This is a genomic window from Faecalibacterium sp. i21-0019-B1, assembly GCF_042852915.1.
In the GTDB taxonomy this organism is placed as follows: Bacteria; Bacillota; Clostridia; order Oscillospirales; family Ruminococcaceae; genus Faecalibacterium; species Faecalibacterium taiwanense.
The window spans coordinates 1,744,029-1,764,130 of the sequence record NZ_AP031425.1 but is presented as its reverse complement, the minus strand read 5'-3'; the positions used below and the strand labels follow the sequence as shown (position 1 = coordinate 1,764,130).

Below are 20,102 nucleotides of genomic sequence, written 5' to 3'. Positions count from 1 at the left end.
CCCGGCCGGGACAGATTCTCCCTGCGCCGGGGAGAAATGTCACCACAGGTGACAAAGAGAAAAACAGATGTCGCGCCAGCGACAAAAAGGGAAATGGGTGGCATCGCATCAGCGATGACGAAAGGAGTTTCTACTGATGTCACTGCGGCGATCGGCCGCGTGCATATAAAATGAGAGGGATGTTACTATGGAAAAGAAACCGTTTCTGACCGAGGCGATGGCACAGGAGATCATTCAGGATGTGCCCACGCCGTTCCATGTCTACGATGAGAAGGGCATCCGTGAAAATGCCCGCCGCATCAACAAGGCATTCAGCTGGAACAAAGGCTTCAAGGAGTATTTTGCCGTCAAGGCTCTGCCAAACCCTGTCATCCTGCAGATCCTCAAGGAGGAGGGCTGCGGCGTGGACTGCTCGTCCCTGACTGAGCTGATGCTCAGCGAGGTGTGTGGCTTCTCCGGCAGTGAAATCATGTTCTCCTCCAACCAGACTCCCGTGGAGGATATGAAGAAGGCCTACGAGTTGGGTGCCTATATCAATCTGGACGATGCCACCATGGTGGAATTTCTGGAGCGTGTCGCCGGTGTGCCGGAGAACATCTTCTGCCGCTATAACCCGGGCGGCACCTTCAGTCTGGGCGAGAGCGAAGAGGGCTTTCAGGTCATGGACAAGCCCGGCGATGCCAAGTACGGCATGACCGAGGAGCAGATGATCGAAAGCTACAAGAAGCTGGCCGCCAAGGGTGCCAAGAACTTCGGCATCCACGCTTTCCTTGCTTCCAATACCATTTCCGATGAGTATTACCCGGAGCTGGCAGGTATCCTGTTCCAGCTGGCTGTCCGGGTGCAGAAGGCCACCGGTGTGCACATCGGTTATATCAACCTGTCCGGCGGTGTGGGCATCCCGTACCGCCCGGAGCAGACCGAGAACGATATCATGGCCATCGGCGAGGGTGTGCGCAAGAAGTTTGAGGAAATTCTGGTGCCCGCAGGCATGGGCGATGTGGCCATCTTTACTGAGATGGGCCGCTTTACCACCGGCCCCTACGGCGCACTGGTGGCAACTGCCATCCACGAAAAGCACATCTATAAGGAATACATCGGTCTGGATGCCTGCGCAGCCAACCTGATGCGCCCGGCCATGTACGGCGCTTACCACCACATCACCGTGCTGGGCAAGGAAAATGAGCCTTGCGACCATATGTACGATGTGGTGGGCGGTCTGTGCGAGAACAACGACAAGTTTGCCATTGACCGGATGCTGCCCAAGATCGACATTGGCGATATCGTTTATATCCACGACACCGGTGCACACGGCTCTGCCATGGGCTACAACTACAACGGCAAGCTGCGCAGCGCCGAAGTGCTGCTGTGCGAGGATGGCACCCACCGTCTGATCCGCCGTGCCGAGACTCCGCGCGATTACTTTGCAACGCTGGATTTCCTGCCCCTGATGAAGCCGCTGTTTGAAGATTAAGAGGGATCATAAATGTTTTTTGGCTTTCAGCTCACCCTTGGCCTGATGATGGTATTCTACGGCTATTCGGTCATGAAAAATCCCCGTGTCTGGGGAGATCAGGGCCGCCGTGCCGTCAAGGCGGAGCACTTTGAGGAATACTGCCGCCAGAACGGCCTGTTCTTTTTGAAGGCAGGCTGCGTGGTGGCGGTGATCGGTGCACTGGATGCACTCATCACGCTGGATGCCCTGCTGTACGCTCTGCTGTACCTCTTCGGTCTGGCTTTCGCCTTCTATCCGCTGGTCAAATGGTGCCGTGAGAACGAGGGCTTCAGCTGGCCATGGCCCCATGTAAAGAGCGAGAAAAAGCGCATCAAAGAGCTGCGCCGTGAACAGGAATCGCAGGAAAAAGCAGAGCAGAACTCCGACAAAAAGTAAAGAATAAAGAGAAAAACGGCTGCTGTACGGTAAAGTACAGCGGCCGCTTTTTTGTTTCCACTTTATGCAGGGTGGTTTTCCTCGCTGTTCTTGCTCTTATCCAGCGCATCGAACTGCTTTATGATCTGCGGGTCCTTCAGCTTGACGACCTTGCCGGAGAGATAATGCAGGGTGTTTTCCTCGGGAATATCAAGGAAAGTGACCCGCACAGCGCACAGGGCCTGCGTTTTGGTGCCGGTGCGCTCGTTCATCTTGCGGTTGCCGTACTTGATGTCGCCCAGAACCGGACGGCCCAGATAGGCCAGATGTGCACGGATCTGGTGGGTGCGGCCGGTGACAAGGCCGATCTTGCACAGGGCGAACGGCCCGGCGGTGCGCAGTACGTCCACGTCCGTAATGATCTGCTTGCGGCGCTCGTCCTGCGACTGGTGTGCATGGATGCTTACCTTGTTGTTCTTCTCGTCGTGCTCCCACCATGCGGTGAACCGCCCGGACTGCGGGATACCCACCGTGATGGTGTAGTACTCCTTTTTGAGTAGGTCAGTGCGGATGATCTCGTTCATGTCCCGCAGGGCGGTGTAGCTCTTGGCGGCGATCACAAGGCCCTCGGTGCCGCGGTCCAGCCGGTTGCAAATGCCGGGCTTGAACCGGTTCTCGCCGTGGGGGTCGTACTCGCCTTTTTCGGCCAGATACTGGGTAAAAGCATCCACAAGGTTCGCATCGCCGGTGCGGTCACTGTGGCACAAAAGGTGGGTGGGTTTGTACAGCACAGCAATGTTTTCGTCCTCATAAATGACATTGACCTTGGGCTGATTCTGCTTTTTTTTCGGCGCGGCCTTCTGCACGGTTTTTGCGCCTTCCGGCGGGAAAAACTCGTCGTTGATGTACAGCTCGATCAGGTCGCCTGCCTGAATGCGGTACTCCGGCACGGCCTTTTTTCCGTTTACCTTCACGCGCTTATTGCGGAAGCTCTTGTACAAAAGGCTGGTGGGAAAATCGCGGGTCACGCTCTGCACAAAGCGGGAAAGACGAACGCCGTCGTCGTTGGCGGTTGCGGTATATTGTTTCATAAATGTTCCTCAATTTTCAAGAGATACCTTTATAGTAATACAGCCTTGGCTGCAAGTCAACGCGGAAACGCCCCGGATCAAAACTATTTTACCGCAAAGCCTTGAGTTCCGGGCGCAAAATGGGTACTATTATAAGGAATGAATCAGAAGGAGAGTACCGCAATGGCAGAACACAAACGGCATCAGGGACACCGCCAGCGGATGCGCGAACGGGTGCAGAACTACGGTCTGGACAGTCTGGCCGAGCACGAAGCGCTGGAATATGTGCTGTACCTCACCAACGCCCAGAAGGACACCAACGGCATCGCTCACGACCTGATCGACCGCTTTGGCGATTTTGCCGCTGTGCTGGAAGCCAGCGAGGAAGAGCTGTGCACTGTGGAGGGCGTAGGCCCGGCCACAGCCCGGATGTTGCATCTGCTGCCGGAGATCAGCCGCTACTATGGCCGCAGCCGTACCAGCACCACCCGCTGCATCAGAACTACGGAGCAGATGGGCAGCTATCTGATGGCGAAGTTTGCGTGGTCGGATTACGAGCGTGCAATGCTGGTCAGTCTGGACAGCCGTAAGCGGGTGCGCGCGGCGGTCTGGCTGCGGGAAGGCACCACCGACCGGGTAAGTCTGGACATCAAGGATGTGGTATCTGCGGCCATCAAGGGCGGCACCGACACGGTGGTGCTCAGCCACAACCACCCCAACGGTGCGGCCTTGCCCTCCATGGAGGATCTGGAAGCCACTGGCAATATTGCCCGGGCATTGGGCCTTGTGAACATCCATCTGCTGGATCACTTCATCCTGACCGATACGGAGTATTTCTCCATGCGGGACGCAAACCGCCTGCCGATCTATGACTTTAAAACAGGTACGCTTTTCTGGCCTTGATCTGTGAAACAACAAAAAAGTGTTTACATTATAAAACTGGTGTGCTATAATCAAACCGTAAAATACAACTGATTGTGGTTCTTTGCGCGAGGGCCGGAGAGGAGAGGGAAGATGGCAGACGAAAAATTTGAACTGGTATCCTCTTACCAGCCCACCGGCGACCAGCCGCAGGCCATTGAAACACTGGTGAAAGGCGTGGAGCGGGGCGACCGCTGCCAGACCCTGCTGGGTGTTACCGGCAGCGGCAAGACCTTTACCATGGCAAATGTGATTGCAAAATGCAACCGGCCCACGCTGGTTCTGGCCCACAACAAAACGCTGGCGGCCCAGCTGTGCACCGAGTTCCGGTCGTTTTTCCCCAACAACGCGGTGGAGTATTTCGTCTCCTACTACGATTACTACCAGCCGGAAGCCTATATCCCCAGCACGGATACCTATATTGAAAAGGACAGCGCCATCAACGACGAGATCGACCGTCTGCGCCACTCGGCCACGGCGGCGCTTTCGGAGCGGCGGGATGTGATCATTGTAGCATCGGTTTCCTGCATCTACTCGCTGGGCGACCCCATCGACTACCGCAGCATGGTCATCAGCCTGCGCCCCGGCATGCAGATGGAGCGGGACGAGCTGTGCCAGAAGCTGGTCACTCTGCAATATGAGCGCAACGACGTGAATTTTGTGCGCAACAAGTTCCGTGTGCACGGCGATATCGTGGACATCTACCTTGCCTATATGAGCGAGCTTGCCATCCGGGTGGAATTTTTTGGGGACGAGATCGACCGCATCACGGAGTTCAACCCTCTCACCGGGGCCAAACAGAATGTAGTCAAGCATGTAGCCATCTTCCCGGCCAGCCACTATATCGTCAGCTCCGAGAAGAAGGCCGCAGCACTGGAAAAGATCCGCGCCGAGTGCGACGCACAGGTGAAGCAGTTCACCGCCGAGGGCAAGCTGATCGAGGCGCAGCGCATTGCCCAGCGCACCAATTACGACATTGAGATGCTTAACGAGGTGGGCATGTGCAAAGGCATCGAGAACTATTCGGCGGTGCTTTCGGGCCGTGCGCCGGGCAGTATGCCCACCACTCTGCTGGATTATTTCCCGGATGATTTTCTGCTGTTTGTGGACGAGAGCCATGTTACCCTGCCGCAGGTGCGCGCCATGTACGGCGGCGACTATGCCCGCAAAAAAACGCTGGTGGAGTACGGCTTCCGCCTGCCGTCCGCCTTCGATAACCGCCCGCTCAAGTTCGAGGAAGTGGAGTCCAAGCTGAACCAGATGATCTTCGTTTCGGCTACGCCCGGCGACTACGAGCGGCAGAACAGCACGCAGGTGGCGCAGCAGGTCATCCGGCCCACCGGCCTTTTGGACCCGCTCATTTCGGTGCGCCCGGTGGAAGGGCAGGTGGTGGATCTGTTGGGCGAGATCAATACCCGTATCCAGCGGCACGAGCGCGTTCTCGTGACCACCCTGACCAAGAAAATGGCCGAAGACCTGACCGACTACCTTACCGAACAGGGCATCAAGGTCAAGTATATGCACCACGAGGTGGACACCTTTGAGCGCATGGAGATCATCAAGGACCTGCGCCTTGGCTCCATTGATGTTGTGGTGGGCATCAACCTGCTGCGCGAGGGTCTTGACCTGCCCGAGGTGAGCCTTGTGGCCATTTTGGATGCCGACAAGGAGGGCTTTCTGCGCAGCGAGACCAGCCTGATCCAGACCATTGGCCGCGCGGCCCGCAATGCCGAGGGCCTTGTCATCATGTACGCGGATGTCGTCACCGACAGCATGGACCGTGCCATCACCGAAACCGAACGCCGCCGCGCCATCCAGATGGCCTACAATAAAGAACATGGCATCGTGCCAAAAACCATCGTCAAGGCCATTGCAGACAGCATCGAGATCAGCGATAAAGCGGAGAACGCTAAGCTGAACACCCGCCGCATGGGCAGGATGGAGCGGGAGGCCGCCATCGAGCGCCTGACCCGTGAGATGAAGGAAGCGGCGAAGCTGCTGGAGTTTGAGCACGCGGCCTTCCTGCGTGACCAGATCGACCGACTGCGCCGGGGCGAGAACCCGACGGTGGACTCTGCGGCAGAAACGGAGCGCAAACAGAATCATTCACAGACACAACGAAAAGGGAGAAAATACCTTGGCAAACGATAAAATCGTCATCAAAGGTGCCCGCGAGCACAACCTGAAAAATGTTAACCTGACCCTCCCGCGGGAAAAGCTGATCGTCATGACCGGCCTTTCCGGTTCGGGCAAGTCGAGCCTTGCGTTCGACACCATCTATGCCGACGGCCAGCGCCGCTATGTGGAAAGCCTTTCCAGCTACGCACGCATGTTTTTGGGCCGCATGGACAAGCCCGATGTGGACGAGATCACCGGCCTATCACCGGCAATTTCCATCGACCAGAAAACCACCAGCCACAACCCGCGTTCCACCGTGGGCACCGTGACGGAGATCTACGATTATCTGCGACTTCTGTACGCCCGCGTGGGCGTGCCCCACTGCCCGGTGTGCGGGCGGGTGATCAGCCAGCAGACCGTGGACGAAATGGTGGACGCGGTGCTCAAACTGGACGAAGGTACGAAGTTTCAGGTGCTGGCTCCTGTGGTGCGCCAGCGCAAAGGCACCCAGCAGAAAGAGCTGGATGCTGCCCGCCGCGGTGGCTATGCTCGTGTGAAGATCGACGGCAACCTGTATGATCTTGACGAAGAGATCAAGCTGGAAAAGAACATCAAGCATACGGTGGAGATCGTGGTGGACCGCCTTGCCATGCGCAAGGGCATTCGGGGCCGTCTGGCAGATTCGCTGGAAACCGCGCTGGCGCTTACCGGCGGCATCGCCGAGGTGGACGTGATTGGCGGCGATTGTATGACCTTCAGCCAGAACTTTGCCTGCCCGGAGCACGGCATTTCCATCAGCGACCTGTCGCCGCGGTTCTTCTCCTTCAATAACCCGCTGGGAGCCTGCGAAAAGTGTACCGGCCTTGGCACCTTTATGCGGGTGGACGAGGAACGCATCCTGCCCAACCGGAACCTTTCCATCCGTGAGGGTGCCATCAAGGCCAGCGGCTGGTACTATGCCGAGGGGTCTGTATCCGAAATGTATTACCTTGGCCTTGGCAAAAAGTACGGCTTTACGCTGGATACGCCCATCAAAGAGATGAGCACCGAAGCTGTCAATGCGTTGCTGTACGGAACCAATGGCGAAAAAATTGAGATGCACCGCACGAATGAGTTCGGCAGCGGTGTGTACTATAATACCTTCGAGGGCATCGTGGAGAACCTTGAGCGCCGCTTCCGCGAGACCAACAGCGAGTGGATGAAGGAAGAAATCGGCAGCTTCATGTCCGGCGTGGAGTGCCCGGACTGCCACGGCAAGCGACTGAAACCCGTGGTGCTGGCTGTGACCATCGGGGATAAGAACATCAGCGATTTCTGCGAAATGTCCATCCGGGACGAGCTGAAATTCATTGCCGAGAACGAACCGAACCTGACCGAAAAGCAGAAGCAGATTGGCGGGCAGATCATGAAGGAAATCCGGAACCGCCTGCAATTTTTGCAGAGCGTGGGTCTGGATTATCTCACGCTGGCCCGCTCAGCAGGCACTCTTTCCGGCGGCGAGAGCCAGCGCATCCGCCTGACCACTCAAATCGGCAGTGCGCTTTCCGGCGTGCTCTATGTGCTGGACGAGCCGTCCATCGGCTTGCATCAGCGCGATAACGACAAGCTTATTGCCACCCTGAAAAATCTCCGCGACCTCGGCAATACGGTGATCGTGGTAGAGCACGATGAAGATACCATGCGCAGCGCGGATTATATCGTGGATGTAGGCCCGGGCGCAGGCGTGCATGGCGGTGAGATCGTAGCCGCTGGCAGCGTGAAGGACATCTGCAAGGCAAAGCGCAGCATCACCGGCGATTATCTCTCCGGCCGCAAACGCATTGCCGTACCGCAGACCCGCCGCACCGGCAACGGCAATTACCTTACTGTACGGGGTGCACGGGAAAATAACCTGCGCAATATCGACGTGAAATTCCCGCTGGGAGAGTTTATTTGCGTTACCGGCATTTCCGGCTCCGGCAAGTCCAGCCTCATCAACGAAATTCTGTATAAGACGCTTGCCTGCGAGCTGAACGGTGCGCGTTCCCGCGCAGGCAAATGCGATGGGGTAGAAGGGCTGGAATTTGTGGATAAGGTCATCGGTATCGACCAGCAGCCCATTGGCCGTACGCCGCGTTCCAATCCGGCCACTTATACCGGTGTGTTCAATGATATCCGCACGGTATTCTCCCAGACACAGGATGCCAAAATGCGCGGTTACGGCCCGGGGCGTTTCAGCTTTAATGTCAAGGGCGGCCGCTGCGAAGCCTGTGAGGGCAACGGTATTCTGCAGATCGAGATGCACTTCCTGCCGGATGTGTACGTGCCCTGCGAGGTATGCAAGGGTGCGCGTTACAACCGCGAAACGCTGGAAGTGAAGTATAAGGAAAAGACCATCTCCGATGTGCTGAACATGACCGTGGAGGAAGCAGTGGTGTTCTTTTCCAACCAGCCCAAGATCGCCCGCAAGCTGCAGACCCTGCTGGACGTGGGTCTTGGTTATGTAACACTGGGCCAGAGCGCCACCACCCTTTCCGGCGGCGAAGCACAGCGCGTGAAGCTGGCAAACGAGCTGGCCCGCCGCAGCACTGGCAAGACCGTGTATATTCTGGACGAGCCTACTACCGGCCTGCATATTGCAGATGTGCACCGCCTGATCGAGGTGCTGCAGAAGCTGGTAGATGCGGGCAACACGGTTATTGTCATCGAGCACAATCTGGATCTTATCAAGTGCGCCGACCATATCATTGACCTTGGCCCTGAAGGCGGCAGTGCAGGCGGCGAGATCGTGGCCGAAGGCACGCCGGAACAGGTGGCAGAGGTGCCGGGCAGCTTTACCGGTCAATATCTGAAACCGCTTTTGGAAAAAGACAAGCTTCTGCAAGCGAAAGAGCAAAAATGAATAAAGCGCGTACTTTCGCAAAAATCAGACTTTTTACGAAAAAAGCAAAGAAAATTGTAAAAATCTGTTGACAAAACTGCTGTATCTGAGTATAATATCTCATGTCGCCACGCTTCGGTAGGGAAGCGGCGGTCGATATCCGGGTGTAGCGCAGTTTTGGTAGCGCGCTTGAATGGGGTTCAAGAGGCCGTGAGTTCGATTCTCGCCACTCGGACCAGACGCTTCACCGTCGAACTTTCTTTTTGAAGTTCAGACGGTGAAGCGTTTTTGTTTTTGTCAGCGTTTTCTTCGGAAATGTTAAAATAAATAAGCAGTTTAGAATCGCTAACTTCCATAGAAGTTACGAAAGTGTGAACAACACGCCTACCGTAGTCCTCGTTGCGCTCGGCGGGGTCAATCAAGAACTGCTCCAACAAGAAAAGATATTCCTCCTTGGTGAAGCGCAGGGGCTTTTCATCGGTGAGAGTGGACAGCTGGAAACGCAAAGTATTCTCCCGCTCGGTCAGTTCATCCAGACGCGCGGTCAGATGCGGGTTTGCGGTGCCGTTCTCGATGGCATCCAAAATGTTCTTGCTCCGGCGGCGGACATCGGCAAGCTCTTGCTGGATGGCTTCACGCTCTGCGTTTGGCTTGTTGGCATCGGTTTCCTGCACAGCCACCATTGCTTCCGCAAGAGCTTCCATAGCTTCCGGCTGTAACAAGTTGTCAATGATAGCCTGAATGACCTTTCCTTCCAGTTCCTCTTTCGGAACGTTGTGCTTCTTGCATTTAGGATTGGAACAGGCATAGTACCAGTATACCTCGCCGTTGGTGCTGCTGTGCCCGCTGATCCCCTTCATCAGGCAGCCACACTCGCCGCAATACAGTTTACCAGAAAGGAAATAGTCCGCCTTGGAAGAATACTTTGCGCGCTTCTGCTTGTTGAGTTTTGCCATAGCCTGTGCCCTCCGCCATAACTCGTCGTCCACGATCGCGGGAACTCCGCCCTCGATCCGAACGTCATACGCCTTGCTGATATAAACGCCGCGGTACATCTCGTTCTGAATAATGCGATTGATACTGCTCTTGTTGAACTCGTTGCCCTGGCTGGTGCGGTAGCCCTTCTCGTTCAGCTGCTCCACGATGTACGCTGCGCTCTCCCCGGCGGCGTAATGCTCAAAGATGAACCGAACGGCGGGAGCGGTGCGCTCGTCAATGATGAACTTCTTGCCGGCATCGGTGGTGAAACCAAGCGGCCTGCAGCGGTTGATAGCCTGGCACTTGAGAGCGCTCTCACGCATACCGCGGCGCATCTTCTCGGCAAGCTCGGCGGAATAGTATTCGGCAAGAGATTCCATCAGACCTTCAATGATGATACCTTCCGCGCCGGAAATGTTGGATTCTGCCGCATAGATGATCTCAACGCCGTTGTCCCGCAGACGCTTCTTGTACACGGCGCTGTCGTACCGGTTGCGGGCAAAGCGGTCGGTCTTCCAGCAGATCACCATATCGAACGCACCTTTGTCGCTGTCCCGGATCATCTGTTGGAACGACACGCGGTCGTCGGTCTTGCCGGAGATATGCCGGTCAATGTATTCATGCTGAATCGTCATGCCGTGGAGCTTGGCGTATGCTTCACAGTCCCGTCGCTGACCCTCTATGGATTGCTCGGTCTGCCCGGAGCCACCGGAGTAGCGGTAGTACGCCACCAGCCGCAGTCCGCCTACCTCTTGCAGTTTCTTTTTACGAGGCATAAATACCACCTTTCAAGTAGTTTTAAGTTTGTTGCAAGTTCTGGGAAAAATAAATCTTTCCACACTTTCAACAGTCAAAAAGTTAAATTCATTTCCGAAATATCATATCTGGGAGCTATTTATATAAGTAGAGTTGCACATTTAGGTTCAACTCATTTCAAAATGCCCTGTCTTTTCTTTTGAGAAGATGGGGCATTTTTTATTTTTACATACACGAAAAAGCCTACCGGCTGTCCCCCCGGTGGGCTTTTTCTTTTTGCATGGCGGTCAGCGGTGACGCTTTAACCACTCGTCTGCGGCGCGCTGAAGAACTAACCGGCGGTAGTACGCGATTCTTTCTCCGGCGGCTCGTTCTTTTCCACAAGCGACTTGTACTCGTCGCTCTCGGCAATGCGCTGGGCTTCGCTGTCGGGTACTGCCGCGCTCTGGGCGGCATGGGATGTAGACCGGCTGAACACATTATGGAAGTATTTCAGTACCACATCCCGATCCTGCGGGGTCAGATCCAGAAATCCCTCCACAATGGCCCGGTGTTCTGCCCCAAGATCATACTCGGCGCAGAGCTTGTCCAGCACGGTTTCCCGCGTCTGCTCGAACATCTCCCCTTCGCCGGTGCGGAGCCAGTGTTCATTGACACCGAACTCCCGGCAGATAAGAGTAATGGTCTGAACGGATGGATTGTTCTTACCGCTTTCCAAAAGACTAATGGACGCTTTGCCTATGCCAATGCGGGAACCAAACTTCTCCATACTAAGTCCAAAATGCTCTCGAACCTCCCGGATTCTATCTTTCATACCTTTGTTTCACCTCCTTTACCATAATAATAGCACGGCGCGTTAATTAAGTCAACGAGAAAAGAAGAAAAGGGGGTTGACAATGATAGTTTGATAAACTATAATGAACTCGTAAAGTTAACTTAGCGAACACGAGAGCAACAAAGAGCGCCCCGCCCATGTCAGACGGAGCGCCCGAAGAGGTTACTGCTCTACCGGAGCAGTATAGATGTTGACGGACATCTCCTTGTTGTACACGCAGTCGTGTACGACGCCGACTACTTTACAAAGAGTTTCGCCAACCTTGATGATGTCGCCTTCGCCGACGACCGTTCCGGCAGGAACGGAGATCGGAGAACCCAAGTTTTCAGAGTGGGCAATCAGGCGCGCGCCGGAAACGTGCGTCTGACCAATGACAACATCAACATTGCCGGGATTCGACATGGTATCACCTCCTTTCGCAGAAGGGGGTATGCCGGCAAAACAGGCGGCGTACCTGCCGGGAGTTGGAGCTGACGGCAAGTGCGCACCTGTTTTCAAAGCTGACGGCGGCCAGCAATGACCGCACAGATACATTATAACACAGAAAAGGGGGTGAGAGGATGGAGAAAACAAGAACAGCACGAGCCGTGGCGTGGCTCGTGCTGTTGGCAAGCGAAAATGTGGAAGTTGACCCGGTTGCACTTACATATCGGGATGGATCAGAAGCAGCTCGGATTGAAGAACGTCCCGATATGCGCAGATCGTGTCCTTCTCCTGACGCGAGAAGTCTTTTCTCGACAGAGCGTAGTTGCAGGCGAATCCAAATGCGAGCGTTTCAATCGAGGTAGACGAGCCAGAGCCGAAGCGGAACTTTACGGGCAGTCCGCGGGCTGCGTTTTTGAGCTGGGCGATTCTGTCGGACGGTACATTTTCAAAGAATGCAACGGGAGCAGAATCGAACGCCTGAAAAACACGGGATAGCAAATCAATATCAGATGGACGAATGTTCATAAGTATACCTCCTTTCCTGCCCTGATTATAGCACGGCGGGAAGGGGCGGACAACAAGGAGCGGACGAAACCGTGAAGAGGAAAACAGTAAAAAAGATTACGAACGCATACCTGGCGGGCCGCTGGTGGTCTGGCGAACATGAGGAACTTGTTTGTGGCGAATGGTGGATCGTAGCAAATCTGCCGACGGCGGTTAGGGAGTACCTGCGCAGAGAAACGGTAAAAAGGGGCCGCTGTTGGAGAGAGAATCCGGCCCTGATTCAAATTGCATAAAAAGGAGCGTGAGAGTATGAGCGAGAAAGAAAAGATGCAGACGGAAGAGCTGGCAAAGATCATGGACGATGCAAAGCCGCTTGGTAAGTCGGCTCTTTCCTTTATGGCAGGGTTTGTGCAGGGCTACAAGGAAGCCCAGAGCGCAGACCCGGCGGAGAAACCGGAGGAAAAGGAGGATGCCGTATGAGCTGGCTGACACCGGCGGGCTGAAAGAGTAAAGGAAAGGCGGAAAAGGAGAATGCTTGAACTGGCAATCTGGCTATATCACATTGGCGCTCCCGATTTAACGGTGCGGATTGCGACGGATGTAGCTACAGTCATTTTCCTTTTGTGGGGCATCCTGAACTACTATGAAAAAAAAGAAGCTCAGGAGGCGTTTCGTGAGATGTCCAGATCAGCTAGATACTGGAAGATGGTATCAGAACACAGATGGAGTACGATAAAGGAACTCATGGAGAGACTGCACAGATGGAATGGATCGGGGAAATCGTAACGGCTGGAATTATTACGGTACTGGCCTGCGCCGGAATCTTTGAGCTGCTGGAACGCCGTAAGCGGGCAGTGTTCAAAGAGCAGATTCACAATCTGGCGCAGAAGCACATAGACAAGATGAAACAGGAAGAACACGTTAAAGAGTGAGCATCCGGGCATGGGCAGACCTACCCACCCACCATGCGGCTAGTCTATCTAGTAGGCGGCCGCCCGGCTACCGCAAGGCCGGAGCCCTACCTGCTGGGGGCAGAAAGAATACAGCGGGGCGGCCCGCATGGGTGGCGGCTACCTGTCCGATGCCGCCTTTTTATTTGGTACGGCCAGTGCAGGAGGGGGCGCATTCCCTTCCGCCCGGTGCCAACCCCGGGGCGTACCGCCACTTCCGAATATTTACACAGAAACAGAAAGGATAGACCATGGACAGAAAAGAAGATTGCGCAAAGATCACTGCTGTTTATGACGGCAAGGGCACCGAAATTGAAATGGAGGGCACGACCCAGGTGCTGCTGGTGACCGCTGGAACGATTGCAGCGAACGTTCTTATCACAACGACGAACGGAAATATGAGGCTGCTGGCGGCGACAAAGCGTGTCATGCACGAAATGATTGACAGCCTTGTGAACGAAGGGATGGAACGCAAGAGCAAGGAGAACGGGGAGCGGCACGCACCGAATGCAGATGATCCTATCGGCAGGGCGATCGCAGAAATGGTCATGCGCCACTTCGGGAAAATCTGACAGCATGTTCCAATGGCGGGAGGAACGAAAACAAAACCCGCTTCCAGAATGAAAAAGAAAGGCGTGAAATTATGAGCCGGAAAGTTCGGGCAACCTATTCACCGTTCGCTGCCGGGCAGATGCGGGAGATGCTGATCGCATATTTCGAGAATCACCCGGAGATTTTAGATCGTCCAACCAATTACCCGGAGGGGCGGGATCAGCTGCTGAAAGGAGTAAGAGCAAATGGGAAACAAAATGCAGAAAGCACGGGAAGCGTTTCTGGAAATGTGGTCTGATGTACTGGCGGACAGAGAGGGCAATAAGGAACTGCTTGACTGGCTGGAACACAGCGGATTCTTTACGGCACCGGCAAGCGCCAGGCACCACATGGCGTATGAGGGCGGGCTGTGCGAGCACACAGTGAACGTGGCAAACAACGCAGTGGAGCTTATGATGAACCTCCATGCTTTCCGGCATTGCACTATGAAGGCAGTTGTGGTGGCGGCTCTGCTTCACGATATTTGCAAGGTGGGCAGTTACGAGGAAACCAAAGATGGCTACAAGTCGAACGGCGGTTTGTGTCTTGGACATGGTGAAGGAAGCGTAATCATCGCACAACGGTTTATCAAGCTGACAGAAGCAGAAACCTATGCGATTCGGTGGCACATGGGGGCTTATACCGGAGAGCGGGACTGGAACACGGCAAGCAAAGTATTTGACGAATACCCGGAAGCCCTGTGCGTTCACATGGCGGATATGATCGCTACACACCACGATGAGGTAGGAAGGTAAAAGGATGAGGATACATAACCGGTCACCCACCGAGCGGAACGAGCTACACAAAGACAAACAGTGCAAACACACGTTTGAGATCACCGCTGCACGATGCGCCCCGTGCGGCGGCTACAACGTGGAGTGCAAGCACTATGAGGGAAACGATGCTGCTGATACAAAGCATTGTCCCCGGTGAAACAATAGGCAGCCCTGCCCGCAGAAGCGGGGCTGCTTTTTATGTGGCGCGGGGTGTCCTTCTGGCACAGGGACATCGTGAGCGGGGCCGGACCCCGCCTGCGCCTGCTTAACACTTTCCATGAAAGCCGGGCACGGCCATGAAGTCAGCCGCCTGGCACGGCGGAGCGGTGCTGTACAGCAGCGTCCTCCTTTCCGTTCAAGCCCGATGAAAAACCGGGCTGCCGTTCTTGCCGAAGCCGTACCCGCATGGATATGACGGGAACGGGTACGCCGCAGTGTGAGCGCAGAAACACCCTGTTCAACTTGCTCAGGCCAAAAGCAACAGGCCCGACCGCAACGGGTCGCCCCACCGCGCCACCTCTCTTGCGCGGTGGGTTTTGATATGCGGGTGTAGTAAGGAAGTTGCCTGCCGCCCTGATCCCCCAGTGGCAGGCAAGCCGGTTCGATTCCGGCCACCCGTGCAAGAACAAAAAGCAGAAGGGAGAAGAACAATGAAATGGTACTACATGACGTTCAGGTGCAGGCTGTGCGGGAAGACCTTCACCAACGGCGGAACTAGTGATAAAGAGACAGCCTGGACCGCAACGGCAAATGCGGCGTTTTCCGCCAGTGGAATTGGGCCGTTGAAGAAACTTGAAAACCAACCGCTTGTGCATGAAACGCATTGCTGCGAAGACGGCAGTTTCGGCGTTGCGGATTTTCTGGGAATGAAGTGGGCAGAAGATGGCGAAATTGTGGCAGATTATTTGATCGGCAGCAGCCCGTGCCAGGACTTACCCCATAAAGCAAGGTGGGGTGACAAGAAGTGATCCACCTTGGAGATATCACAAAGATACATGGCGACCAGATAGAACCCGTGTATTGCATCACCTTCGGTAGCCCATGCCAAGACCTTTCCATTGCTGGGCGGCGGGCGGGACTTGCGGGAGAACGGTCGGGATTGTTCATGGAAGCAGTTCGGATCATCAAAGAAATGAGGAGGGCGACACATGGAAGTTATCCAGTTGTCGTTATTTGGGAAAATGTTCCCGGAGCGTTCAGTTCAAACGGCGGAGAAGACTTCCGCGCCGTGCTGGAAGAACTTGCCCGCGTGGAAGAACCGGACGCTTCAATTCCTAGACCTCCGAGGGGGGGCAGATGGAGCAAAGCCGGAGCAATTGCCGGAAATGGATGGTCCTTGGCTTGGCGACAGCTCGACGCTCAATATTGGGGAGTGCCCCAGAGAAGAAAACGTATCGCTCTTGTCGTGGATTTTGCAGGTGGACGTGCCGGAGAAATACTATTTGAGCGCGAAAGCTTGCCGGGGCATCCTGACCAGAGCATCCCGACGTGGCAAGAAGCTGCAAGAACTGCTGGAAACCGCCCTGCTGGAAATGATCGAATGGTGGGCCAGCAGGGGGGGGCAAGCCTACACCTTGAAAATCCGGTCAGGCTGTGCCGGGGGCGGCAAAGGTGCACTGGTGCAGACCGAAAAAACAGGAACACTTTCGACGCTACAGGATCAGACCCTTTTTCAGCCGGCCTATTGCCTGGCAGGAAACATTATTGATCGCTCTGAAACGGCCGGCGCAAATGGTTCCGGCGTGAAGGAAAACCAGAGCTACACGCTGAACACTGTTGACCGTCCAGCAGTAGCGTATAAGGTCTTTGATGCACGGGGAAACGGTGATGGCAAGACAGTGCCGACCATTACCGGAGACCATGAAAGCAGAGTGACGGACTACACAGCCATCATAACTGAGCGTCAGACATTCAGCGAACAGTCTTACAGCTACTACAAGAAAAGCGACAAATGTTCAACCATGAAAGCAAAAGCCGGGAATGTTGGAAATGGTAGCGAGTGTCTAATTGCAGAGAAAACTATTCACTGGATCGTCCGGCGGCTGACACCGACAGAATGTGAGCGGTTGCAGGGCTACCCGGATGGATGGACGGACATTGGAGAGTGGACGGACACCAAAGGAAAAAAGCATAAGCCGGCAGACAGCCCACGCTATAAAGCACTGGGAAATTCCATTGCGTTGCCGCAGTGGTTCTGGATTGCCCAGAAAATGAAGCGATACCTTCCAGCGGGCGCAACGCTGGGAAGTCTGTTTGACGGAATCGGTGGCTTTCCTCTAGTGTGGGAGACTACATACGGGAAAGGCACGGCACGCTGGGCAAGTGAAATAGAAGAGTTTCCAATCGCGGTGACGAAAAGGAGGTTTGGAAATGACAGCGAAAATGAAGGCGATTCTGGTACTGTTCTTTGCAGCGGAAATTGTCAATGCCACAAAAGTTGCGGTGATGCAGAGACGCATTGATGATCTGGAAGGACAGCGCATTATCTATTCCGCCCGTCTGGCAAACTGGCAGGACAGAGCAATTCAGGATGAAGAAGTTATCGACCAGTTACAGACTGCCGCCAATGAAAATGCCCTGCCGGATGGGCTGACAAAGGAATATGCCGGGAAATTTCTGTGTACGGCGTACTGCACGGAAGAATACCCGCACATTTGCGGAGAAGGACACGGCATCACCGCCAGCGGCGCACCGGTGACGGCGGGGCTGACCGTTGCGGCAGACGAAAGCCTGCCATTTGGAACGGTTCTGTACATAGAAGGCATTGGCGTGCGCGTTGTGCAGGATCGCGGTGCAGCTATTCAGGGCAACAAGCTGGACGTGGCTGTTTCTGGCAACCATGAGGATGCGCTGAACTGGGATGGATACGGTGAACACCGGGTCTGGATCATAATGGGGGAGTAGAATGCGCGAAGGGATTGAACGCAAATCCTGTCCGGTTTGCGGTGGACAAATCGTAGTGTCAGATTTTTGGATGTTTTCTTATGACCGGTTACTTGGTAAGCATGGAAAACTTCTAAAGAAAAGGACGAGAAGCATATCGGGTCCGATGGGATGTCAGACAGCGTGCTGTCTGGATTGCAAAGAAGTGTGGAATGCCGACGAGTTCATGATAGACGAAGAAGATCGATTTGTGGACTTCAAAGATAGGGGAAATGGCTAAAAACATGGATCATAAAGTAAAAATCGGAAAGATAGAAGCGACCGGAATTTTCGCGGCGCTGGTGATCGCGGCAGCTGTTCTCTGGCTGGTGGCGGCTGTGCTTGTCCCGGCGGCGCTGGTGAAATTCTGCTGGCTGTATTTGATGAGGTAAAAAAATGAATTGCGATATTTGCAGAGCAAGGGAACGATGTGTACTGTATGTGCAGCCGGGATCGTTCATGTGCGCACTCTATCGGTTGCAACAGAGTTTAGAGGGAGAAGGCCAACCGCAACCTAAGCCGACGTTTTGCCCGTATTGCGGGAAACCGCTAAAAATCATTGGCGCGGAACGCTTTTGCACAAATATGGAATGCGTGAACAGATACCAGCCTACGGGGAAATGAGCGTAGACAAAGCGTGGAGCCGCCCGACGCGGCGGCTTCTTTTTATATGAGCATGGGACAGGCCCCACCCGGTTCAAGCCCGGAAGTGCCCACCGACAGAAAAAATAAATAGAAGGGAGCAAACGATGGCAAAGTTCAGTATCATGCTGTTTGGCATTGACAGCTATACGAAGGAAAATTTGTATCTGCCGTATAAGCTGGAAGCAAGAAATGCGAATGCAGCAGTCCGCGAAGCAAGGAAACACGCAAAGAGCGCCTACCCTAAGTTCATTGAAGATGGAGAGCCGGACGTGGAGGTGGTGAAAAGATGAAACTTTCTGCACTGGCTGCCCAAATCAAGAACTGCGGTCATTGTGAGGTAATCAACAACGGCGGCAGAATTTTTGTCGGCACGGGGAGTGCCTTTTACTGCATGGATGGCTACCCCAGAACACAGGACGCGGGAGAGCTGGGCGCTATGCTGGGCATTCCGCAGAAGAAGATGAAGAACATCTTCTACCATGAAGAATACACCATCGACGGAAAACTGTACGGCGTGAGGTGGGATGACGAGCCGGAACATGAAGGAACTACCTCTGAAATCAAGACGCGAATCGTTATCAACGGAGAAGAGCTTATCGCGTTGCGAAATCCTGACGGCAGCGTCGGGTTCATTCGGTCAGAACTGCTGAAACCGGTGGAAGGCGAGCTGAACAAGGAATTTGCGCAGATTTGTGTACGCCCTACCAATCAGGATTGCCGGTTTATCTATGCTGTGAAGGACGGAATGATCCTTCGGGCATTGGTCGCGCCTATGAATATCAAAGATGACGTGGCGAATGATCTGGACGAAATCATAGCAGAGCTGATGTCGAGACGGCAGAGGCAGATCGTTGAAAAGATGCACGATGACTTGCAGGACTTGGCTGCCCAGGAAGGGGCGGAGAAAGGAAAGGCAAATGATTGAAACGGGAACGAGATATCGTTGCGACCGGTGCAAATTCACTGTATTCGTGGAAGATGAAGGCGTAAGTAAAACAGAGAAAGATAGAATTGCAAAGAAATGGACTGTAGTACCTGGCACCGCTGGCGAAAAGGTTGCACTTTGTCCAGACTGCCTTAATGACTACAAACTCCGGTACGACAAAATGTTTGAAGAGTTCAAGAAGGAGAGATAAAGAATGGACGCTGTAGAAAAAGATGTCCGCTTGCTGGTTAAAAAGGAGCTGAAAGCAGCAAACCAGAATTTTCCGATGTTCCATAGTGCGCATGAAGGCTGGGCGGTGGTCCGGGAGGAAATGAGCGAAACGGAAGTGGAACGTTATCTGCTGGACAGGTGGATTGAAGAACGCCTGTGGAACGAAGTCAAGGCGGACCTGCAAATTCCGAAAGAGGACCTGAAGGAAATGCAACACCGGGCTGTTCATATGGCGGTTGAAGCAATCCAGCTGGCAGCAATGATCTGCAAGCTGGAACGGAGTCAGCGCCGGTGGCCGAAAAAGATGGAACAACTTTTCTAAAGAAAGGCGGAAAACATCATGAACTTGACCAAAGAAACCATCGAAAAGGCCGTCAACTGGTGGGTGGAAAAAGTGACTGCCAACCAGCCGCATAGCAATGGGGATAACGGCTACACGTCTATTGTGACGTGTCTCCTTGCGGATTCTATGGTAAAGAAAATCTCAAAGAAACAGGTTGAAGTTTTCAAAAAAGAACTGGCAATGAGGATTGAGGAAGAAGCAAAGGCGTGGACAGAAATCTCCATTGGGTGCGACTATGGGCCATGCGTGATGCTGGAACAGGCTGCTCTTGAAGCAGGTATTCCGGCTACAAATTTCCCATTCAAGACGTGGATGTACATTTCAGAAAAAGACGGCATAGAGGTGCACGACGGATACGGAGCACCGCCCGTAAGAATTTGA

General features: G+C 54.4%; 22 protein-coding genes, 2 tRNA genes and 1 pseudogene. 20 read left to right on the top strand and 5 right to left on the bottom strand.

The window, feature by feature from the left end:
* Positions 1–187 precede the first annotated feature (187 nt).
* On the top strand, positions 188–1,474 hold the full coding sequence (locus tag ACGHP1_RS08990; RefSeq protein WP_097775440.1) for a diaminopimelate decarboxylase: 1,287 nt from the start codon (positions 188–190) through the stop codon (positions 1,472–1,474).
* 12 nt (positions 1,475–1,486) lie between these two features.
* On the top strand, positions 1,487–1,891 hold the full coding sequence (locus ACGHP1_RS08985; RefSeq protein ID WP_349137941.1) for a hypothetical protein: 405 nt from the start codon (positions 1,487–1,489) through the stop codon (positions 1,889–1,891).
* Between the two features lie 62 nt (positions 1,892–1,953).
* Here ACGHP1_RS08985 and ACGHP1_RS08980 read toward each other — a convergent pair whose 3' ends face one another.
* Positions 1,954–2,961 carry an RluA family pseudouridine synthase gene (locus ACGHP1_RS08980; RefSeq protein ID WP_097777691.1) on the bottom strand — a complete coding sequence of 336 codons (1,008 nt, stop codon included), beginning with the start codon at positions 2,959–2,961 and terminating at the stop codon, positions 1,954–1,956.
* Between the two features lie 162 nt (positions 2,962–3,123).
* On the opposite strand from ACGHP1_RS08980, the gene ACGHP1_RS08975 reads away from it, so the two are divergent.
* The 4 genes from ACGHP1_RS08975 (at position 3,124) to ACGHP1_RS08960 (ending at position 9,077) form a co-directional block, all read left to right on the top strand.
* Complete coding sequence (locus ACGHP1_RS08975) at positions 3,124–3,843, top strand: RadC family protein (protein WP_044953632.1); 720 nt, start codon at positions 3,124–3,126, stop codon at positions 3,841–3,843.
* A 111-nt stretch (positions 3,844–3,954) separates the two neighbouring features.
* Positions 3,955–6,012 carry an excinuclease ABC subunit UvrB gene (uvrB, locus tag ACGHP1_RS08970; protein ID WP_390509071.1) on the top strand — a complete coding sequence of 686 codons (2,058 nt, stop codon included), beginning with the start codon at positions 3,955–3,957 and terminating at the stop codon, positions 6,010–6,012.
* Positions 5,999–8,860, top strand: a complete 2,862-nt coding sequence (gene uvrA / locus ACGHP1_RS08965; protein ID WP_390509069.1) for an excinuclease ABC subunit UvrA — start codon at positions 5,999–6,001, stop codon at positions 8,858–8,860. Before uvrB ends, uvrA begins: the two co-directional genes overlap by 14 nt.
* Before the next feature lie 139 nt (positions 8,861–8,999).
* Positions 9,000–9,077 (top strand) — tRNA-Pro (locus ACGHP1_RS08960).
* Here ACGHP1_RS08960 and ACGHP1_RS08955 read toward each other — a convergent pair.
* The 4 genes from ACGHP1_RS08955 to ACGHP1_RS08940 all read right to left on the bottom strand — a co-directional run bounded on the left by ACGHP1_RS08955 (position 9,040) and on the right by ACGHP1_RS08940 (position 12,359).
* Positions 9,040–10,593 carry a recombinase family protein gene (locus ACGHP1_RS08955; protein WP_390509066.1) on the bottom strand — a complete coding sequence of 518 codons (1,554 nt, stop codon included), beginning with the start codon at positions 10,591–10,593 and terminating at the stop codon, positions 9,040–9,042. The two genes, ACGHP1_RS08960 and ACGHP1_RS08955, sit on opposite strands and share 38 nt — an antisense overlap.
* A 311-nt stretch (positions 10,594–10,904) precedes the next feature.
* Positions 10,905–11,387 carry a helix-turn-helix domain-containing protein gene (locus ACGHP1_RS08950; RefSeq protein ID WP_390509065.1) on the bottom strand — a complete coding sequence of 161 codons (483 nt, stop codon included), beginning with the start codon at positions 11,385–11,387 and terminating at the stop codon, positions 10,905–10,907.
* Positions 11,388–11,570: 183 nt separating this feature from the next.
* Positions 11,571–11,810: a hypothetical protein gene (locus tag ACGHP1_RS08945; RefSeq protein ID WP_371290686.1), complete on the bottom strand. Its 240-nt coding sequence runs from the start codon at positions 11,808–11,810 to the stop codon at positions 11,571–11,573.
* A 240-nt stretch (positions 11,811–12,050) separates the two neighbouring features.
* Entirely contained in the window at positions 12,051–12,359 is a 309-nt protein-coding gene (locus tag ACGHP1_RS08940; RefSeq protein WP_371290685.1) for a hypothetical protein, read from the bottom strand.
* A 288-nt stretch (positions 12,360–12,647) separates the two neighbouring features.
* Between ACGHP1_RS08940 and ACGHP1_RS08935 the strand changes: the two genes are divergently transcribed.
* From ACGHP1_RS08935 to ACGHP1_RS08870, 14 genes and pseudogenes are all read left to right on the top strand, one after another.
* Entirely contained in the window at positions 12,648–12,818 is a 171-nt protein-coding gene (locus ACGHP1_RS08935) for a hypothetical protein (RefSeq protein ID WP_371290684.1), read from the top strand.
* Between the two features lie 281 nt (positions 12,819–13,099).
* Positions 13,100–13,270 carry a hypothetical protein gene (locus ACGHP1_RS08930; protein ID WP_371290683.1) on the top strand — a complete coding sequence of 57 codons (171 nt, stop codon included), beginning with the start codon at positions 13,100–13,102 and terminating at the stop codon, positions 13,268–13,270.
* 269 nt (positions 13,271–13,539) lie between these two features.
* Entirely contained in the window at positions 13,540–13,860 is a 321-nt protein-coding gene (locus ACGHP1_RS08925) for a hypothetical protein (protein WP_371290682.1), read from the top strand.
* A 225-nt stretch (positions 13,861–14,085) separates the two neighbouring features.
* Complete coding sequence (locus ACGHP1_RS08920) at positions 14,086–14,634, top strand: HD domain-containing protein (RefSeq protein WP_371290681.1); 549 nt, start codon at positions 14,086–14,088, stop codon at positions 14,632–14,634.
* Positions 14,635–15,198: 564 nt separating this feature from the next.
* Positions 15,199–15,275: transfer RNA gene (locus ACGHP1_RS08915), tRNA-OTHER, on the top strand.
* A 30-nt stretch (positions 15,276–15,305) separates the two neighbouring features.
* Positions 15,306–15,623, top strand: coding sequence for a hypothetical protein (locus ACGHP1_RS08910; RefSeq protein ID WP_390509062.1), 318 nt, complete (start codon positions 15,306–15,308; stop codon positions 15,621–15,623).
* Positions 15,620–16,363 (top strand): DNA cytosine methyltransferase, encoded by a 744-nt coding sequence (locus ACGHP1_RS08905; RefSeq protein WP_390509060.1) that lies wholly within the window; start codon positions 15,620–15,622, stop codon positions 16,361–16,363. Before ACGHP1_RS08910 ends, ACGHP1_RS08905 begins: the two co-directional genes overlap by 4 nt.
* Positions 16,275–16,859 (top strand): annotated as a pseudogene (locus tag ACGHP1_RS08900) (DNA cytosine methyltransferase); the annotation flags it as partial. The gene ACGHP1_RS08905 and the pseudogene ACGHP1_RS08900, both read left to right, overlap by 89 nt.
* Before the next feature lie 166 nt (positions 16,860–17,025).
* Positions 17,026–17,559: a 3D domain-containing protein gene (locus tag ACGHP1_RS08895; protein WP_390509058.1), complete on the top strand. Its 534-nt coding sequence runs from the start codon at positions 17,026–17,028 to the stop codon at positions 17,557–17,559.
* Between the two features lie 251 nt (positions 17,560–17,810).
* Positions 17,811–17,969, top strand: coding sequence for a hypothetical protein (locus ACGHP1_RS08890; protein WP_390509056.1), 159 nt, complete (start codon positions 17,811–17,813; stop codon positions 17,967–17,969).
* Positions 17,970–18,326: 357 nt separating this feature from the next.
* Positions 18,327–18,512: a hypothetical protein gene (locus ACGHP1_RS08885; protein WP_349189697.1), complete on the top strand. Its 186-nt coding sequence runs from the start codon at positions 18,327–18,329 to the stop codon at positions 18,510–18,512.
* Complete coding sequence (locus ACGHP1_RS08880; RefSeq protein WP_390509053.1) at positions 18,509–19,147, top strand: hypothetical protein; 639 nt, start codon at positions 18,509–18,511, stop codon at positions 19,145–19,147. The genes ACGHP1_RS08885 and ACGHP1_RS08880 overlap by 4 nt, the downstream gene beginning before the upstream one ends.
* A gap of 214 nt (positions 19,148–19,361) precedes the next feature.
* Entirely contained in the window at positions 19,362–19,700 is a 339-nt protein-coding gene (locus tag ACGHP1_RS08875) for a hypothetical protein (RefSeq protein WP_390509051.1), read from the top strand.
* 18 nt (positions 19,701–19,718) lie between these two features.
* A complete protein-coding gene (locus tag ACGHP1_RS08870) occupies positions 19,719–20,102 on the top strand; it encodes a hypothetical protein (RefSeq protein WP_390509049.1) in 384 nt (127 codons plus the stop codon).

Coding starts and splice junctions, on each gene's coding strand:
- ACGHP1_RS08945 (WP_371290686.1), bottom strand. CDS start 11,810: ATGTCGAATCCCGGCAATGTTGATGTTGTCATTGGTCAGACGCACGTT.
- ACGHP1_RS08990 (WP_097775440.1), top strand. CDS start 188: ATGGAAAAGAAACCGTTTCTGACCGAGGCGATGGCACAGGAGATCATT.
- ACGHP1_RS08930 (WP_371290683.1), top strand. CDS start 13,100: ATGGAATGGATCGGGGAAATCGTAACGGCTGGAATTATTACGGTACTG.
- ACGHP1_RS08885 (WP_349189697.1), top strand. CDS start 18,327: ATGGCAAAGTTCAGTATCATGCTGTTTGGCATTGACAGCTATACGAAG.
- ACGHP1_RS08980 (WP_097777691.1), bottom strand. CDS start 2,961: ATGAAACAATATACCGCAACCGCCAACGACGACGGCGTTCGTCTTTCC.
- ACGHP1_RS08935 (WP_371290684.1), top strand. CDS start 12,648: ATGAGCGAGAAAGAAAAGATGCAGACGGAAGAGCTGGCAAAGATCATG.
- uvrB (WP_390509071.1), top strand. CDS start 3,955: ATGGCAGACGAAAAATTTGAACTGGTATCCTCTTACCAGCCCACCGGC.
- ACGHP1_RS08940 (WP_371290685.1), bottom strand. CDS start 12,359: ATGAACATTCGTCCATCTGATATTGATTTGCTATCCCGTGTTTTTCAG.
- ACGHP1_RS08920 (WP_371290681.1), top strand. CDS start 14,086: ATGGGAAACAAAATGCAGAAAGCACGGGAAGCGTTTCTGGAAATGTGG.
- ACGHP1_RS08975 (WP_044953632.1), top strand. CDS start 3,124: ATGGCAGAACACAAACGGCATCAGGGACACCGCCAGCGGATGCGCGAA.
- ACGHP1_RS08955 (WP_390509066.1), bottom strand. CDS start 10,593: ATGCCTCGTAAAAAGAAACTGCAAGAGGTAGGCGGACTGCGGCTGGTG.
- ACGHP1_RS08985 (WP_349137941.1), top strand. CDS start 1,487: ATGTTTTTTGGCTTTCAGCTCACCCTTGGCCTGATGATGGTATTCTAC.
- ACGHP1_RS08875 (WP_390509051.1), top strand. CDS start 19,362: ATGGACGCTGTAGAAAAAGATGTCCGCTTGCTGGTTAAAAAGGAGCTG.
- ACGHP1_RS08895 (WP_390509058.1), top strand. CDS start 17,026: ATGACAGCGAAAATGAAGGCGATTCTGGTACTGTTCTTTGCAGCGGAA.
- ACGHP1_RS08880 (WP_390509053.1), top strand. CDS start 18,509: ATGAAACTTTCTGCACTGGCTGCCCAAATCAAGAACTGCGGTCATTGT.
- ACGHP1_RS08950 (WP_390509065.1), bottom strand. CDS start 11,387: ATGAAAGATAGAATCCGGGAGGTTCGAGAGCATTTTGGACTTAGTATG.
- ACGHP1_RS08890 (WP_390509056.1), top strand. CDS start 17,811: ATGGCTAAAAACATGGATCATAAAGTAAAAATCGGAAAGATAGAAGCG.
- ACGHP1_RS08870 (WP_390509049.1), top strand. CDS start 19,719: ATGAACTTGACCAAAGAAACCATCGAAAAGGCCGTCAACTGGTGGGTG.
- ACGHP1_RS08910 (WP_390509062.1), top strand. CDS start 15,306: ATGAAATGGTACTACATGACGTTCAGGTGCAGGCTGTGCGGGAAGACC.
- ACGHP1_RS08925 (WP_371290682.1), top strand. CDS start 13,540: ATGGACAGAAAAGAAGATTGCGCAAAGATCACTGCTGTTTATGACGGC.